Source organism: Sphingomonas segetis (assembly GCF_009720245.1).
Lineage (GTDB): Bacteria > Pseudomonadota > Alphaproteobacteria > Sphingomonadales > Sphingomonadaceae > Sphingomicrobium > Sphingomicrobium segetis.
This window is the reverse complement of sequence record NZ_WJSQ01000199.1, coordinates 1-3,976: the sequence shown is the minus strand read 5'-3', so window position 1 is coordinate 3,976 and position 3,976 is coordinate 1. Positions and strand designations below refer to the sequence as shown.

General features: G+C 69.4%; 3 protein-coding genes. All 3 read left to right on the top strand.

What is annotated here, in order from left to right:
• The coding region (locus GH737_RS13510; protein ID WP_155265315.1) for an aspartyl/asparaginyl beta-hydroxylase domain-containing protein at positions 1 to 801 on the top strand (801 nt) is incomplete at its 5' end.
• On the top strand, positions 801 to 2,294 hold the full coding sequence (locus GH737_RS13505; protein ID WP_155265314.1) for a putative 2OG-Fe(II) oxygenase: 1,494 nt from the start codon (positions 801 to 803) through the stop codon (positions 2,292 to 2,294). The genes GH737_RS13510 and GH737_RS13505, both read left to right, overlap by 1 nt.
• Positions 2,295 to 2,360: 66 nt before the next feature.
• Positions 2,361 to 3,848, top strand: a complete 1,488-nt coding sequence (locus GH737_RS13500) for a putative 2OG-Fe(II) oxygenase (protein WP_155265313.1) — start codon at positions 2,361 to 2,363, stop codon at positions 3,846 to 3,848.
• The last annotated feature ends 128 nt before the right edge of the window (positions 3,849 to 3,976 follow it).

Below are 3,976 nucleotides of genomic sequence, written 5' to 3'. Positions count from 1 at the left end.
CACGCGCGCGAGCGCTGGGCGCGCCACTCGGCGGCGGTCGAGCAGCGCCTTCGCGCCGCCATTCCCGATGACTTGCCGACCGAGGTCCGCAGCCGGGCTGAACGCCTCGCTTCCAACCGCGCGCGCACCACGCGCCAGTTCCATCAGGAGCCGACCGAATTTCACTATCCCGGCGTGCCGGAGATCGAGTTTCACGACCGGTCGGGCTTTCCGCAGCTCGAGCTTCTCGAGGCGGCGACGGACGCGATCCGCGAGGAATTCGACGCGCTGCTCCGCGCCGAGGCGGCGGAGATGGTGCCGTATATCCAGTACCCCGAACATGTGCCGCTCGCCCAATGGAAGGAACTCAACAACAGCCGCGAATGGACCGCGGTGCATTTGCTGCAGAACGGCGAGCGGGTCGAAGCGAACGCCCGCCATTGTCCGCGCACGCTCGACGTGCTCGCAAGGATGGACCAGCCGCACATCCGCGGCGGGTCGCCGAATGCGATGTTCTCGCTGCTCGCGCCGCGCACTCGCATCCCGCCGCACACAGGCGTCGCCAATACCAGGCTGGTCTGCCACCTGCCGCTGATCGTCCCGGCCGGTTGCGGGTTCAGGGTCGGCGCGACGACTCGCGAGTGGTACGTCGGCGAGGCGTTCGTGTTCGACGACACGATCGAGCATGAGGCATGGAACGATAGCGACGAGCTGCGGGTCGTGCTGATCATCGACCTGTGGCAGCCCTCGCTCAGCGCCGACGAGAGAAAAGCCGTCGCGGCAGTCATCGAGGCGTCCGGCGTGAGCTTCGCGGGCGGCTGATGTCGGATGCCGTCGGCCCGACTGCCGAGGATGCGGCGATGTTCGAGGAAGTCAGGGCCGCCTGGAACCGCGGCGAGGCGGCGGCTGTCCTTCCAAAGCTCGGCCAGATCTTGCCGCGATCGGGCGATTACCGCCTGTGGCACATCCACGGCATGATCCTGAGGCAGCTCAACCGGCATTTGGAAGCGCTGGTATCGTTGAAGCGCTCGGTCGCGCTTGCGCCCGAGGCGGCGAACCCGGCGCACGAGTTTGCGCAGACCCTGAACGAGGCCGGCCTGCCGAGCGTCGACGCTTATACGCGCGCCTTGCGCCTCGCGCCCGGTACGCCCGAAATGCTTCTCGGGCTGACCGCGGCGCTGATTGCCGAACGCCGGATCGAAGATGCCGTTGCCGGTCTGGAGCGCGCGGTGTCGGTCAAGCCGCAATGGGCGGAGGGACATGCCGCGCTGGCGAGGCTGCGCTGGATGCAGGGCGAGCGACAGGGCTTCACGCGCAGCTATGACGAGGCGCTCGCGTGCATGCCCGCCAATCTCGATTTGCGCCGCGACCAGATCGTGGCGCTGGTTCACGCGGAACATTGGACTGAAGCCTTCCGCGCGATCGCCGCCGGACGCGCGGCTGTCGGCCCGCACATGATCTTCGATGCCAACGAGGCGGCCGTCTGCGCCGAGCTTGGGGACCTGGAGCGTGCGGACGCCTTGTTCGCTCAGCTCGCGCATGTACGCGACGGGCCGATTCAGGTCCGGCGCGTAAGACACTACCTGCGCTCCAGGCGGCCGGTTGAAGCGAGCCGCGCGATCGACCCGTGGCTCGAAAGCCCGCAGGCGTTCCTGTTCTGGCCCTATGCCTCGATTGCCTGGCGGATGACAGACGACCCGCGCTGGGAATGGCTCGAGGACGACCCGCGCCTGGTCGGCGTCTATGACCTTGCGGATCGCCTCCCGCCGCTGACGGAACTCGCCGATACGCTGCGGCAGCTCCATACCGTCCGCGGAGAGCCGCTCGAGCAATCCGTCCGCGGCGGCACCCAGACCGACGGCAATCTTTTCCGCCATATCGACCCGCTTCTCGTGCGCCTGCGCGATGCGGTCCGGGAGGCGGTGGCCGATCATGTCGCCCAGCTCCCGCCGATGGACCCCCGGCACCCGCTCCTCGGTCAGCCGCGCGATCGGCCGATCCGCTTTGCCGGCTCGTGGTCGGTGCGGCTGAGTGGCGGCGGCTATCACGCCAATCACGTCCACCCAGACGGGTGGATCAGCTCGGCGCTCTACATCGTGCTTCCGCCGGACCTCGGCGACGCGGAGGCCGGATTCCTCGTGCTCGGCCAGCCGCAGGCGCAGCTCGGGCTCGATCTTGCGCCCACGCGGGTCGTCGAGCCGAAGCCAGGCCGTCTCGCGCTCTTCCCGTCCTGGATGTGGCACGGCACCCGGCCGTTCGGCGAGGGTGAGCGCATGACGGTCGCGTTCGACGTGGCGGTGCCAAGGGCGCATTAGGCCGCGGCGTTTCGAGCCAGCTGCGCGAATTGCGTATCCCGCACGCTTTACGCTAGCGCTGCCCACGTGGCCCAACCGATCACCGCCGGAACCGCCGATGCCGCGCTCTTTCGGGAGGCGACGGAGGCGTGGGACCGTGGCGAGGCGGAAACCGTGCTGCCAAAGCTCGAACGCGCCCTTCCGCGCTCGGGCGATTACCGCCTGTGGCACATTCACGGACTGATTCTCCGCCAGCTCGAACGCCACGGCGAAGCGCTGGAATCGCTGGCTCGCGCCGTCGAGCTCGCTCCGGCGGCTCCCAATCCGGCGCATGCTCTCGCGCGAGCCCTGTACGAAGCGGGGCTTCCGAGCGTCGACGCCTACGCACGCGCCGTGCGCCTCGCTCCCGGAACGCCCGAGATCACGCTGGGGCTCGCCGCGGCGCTCGTCGCCGAACGCCGGGTCGACGACGCCATCGCCGGGCTCGAGCGAAGCCTTTCGTTCACGCCGCAGTGGACCGACGGCCACGTCCAGCTGGCGAAGCTGCGCTGGATGCAGGGCGAGCGCACCGGCTTCACCCGCAGCTTCGACGACGCGATCGCGCGCCTGCCGCGCAGCCTCGACCTTCGCCGCGAACAGATCATTGCGCTGGTCCATGCCGAGCAGTGGGACGATGCGCTTCGTGCGATCGACGCCGGGCGCGCGGCGCTCGGGCCGCACTTCATCTTCGACGCGAACGAAGCCGCGATCCATTCGGAAACCGGCGAAGTGGCGCAGGCCGACGCGTTGTTCCAGCGGCTCGGCGATGTGCCCGATGCATCGGTGCAGCTGCGCCGCGTCCGCCACGAATTGCGCAACGCCAGGCCCGAGATTGCAGGCTTTGCCATCGACCCGTGGCTGCAAGGTCCGCAGGCCTTCCTGTTCTGGCCCTATGCGTCGATCGCGTGGCGGATGACGGGCGATCCGCGCTCGGAATGGCTCGAGGGCGATCCGCGGCTCGTGGGAGTCTACGACATCGCCGACCGGCTCCCGCCGCTCGACGAACTCGCCGACACCCTTCGCCAGTTGCACACCGTTCGGGCGGAGCCGCTCGAGCAGTCGCTGCGCGGCGGCACGCAGACCGACGGCAACCTGTTCCAGCGCGTCGATCCCCTGATCGTCCAGCTTCGCGAGGCGATTCGCGCGACGGTTGCGGAGCATGTCGCCCAACTCCCGACTCGCGACGAGCGCCACCCCTTGCTCGGCCCTCAGCGGGCCGCGCCGATCCGCTTCAACGGCGCATGGTCCGTGCGGCTGAGCGGTGGCGGCTATCATGCCAACCACGTCCACCCGCTCGGCTGGATCAGCTCGGCGCTCTATGTCGTACTTCCGCCCGACCTCGGGCAAGGCGAGGCGGGGTTCCTCACGCTCGGCGAGCCACAGGCGCAGCTCAGGCTCGACATGCCTCCGGTCCGGCTGGTCGAGCCGAAGCCTGGCCGCCTCGCCCTGTTCCCATCGTGGATGTGGCACGGAACGCGGCCGTTCGGCGAGGGCGAGCGCATGACGGTCGCCTTCGACGTCGCGGTCCCGGCCTGACCGCCGCGCCGCTAAATTGCGCAACCGCAGCTGTTTACGGTAGCGCGGGCGCGTGACCGAACCGATCCTCGACCTAACCGCCGGCGCCGCGCGCTCGGCTGACGATGCCCGCCGCCGCCTGCGCGCCA

What these genes read in the sequence shown, in the direction of transcription:
- GH737_RS13505 (WP_155265314.1), top strand. Translation starts at nt 801, where the DNA reads ATGTCGGATGCCGTCGGCCCGACTGCCGAGGATGCGGCGATGTTCGAG.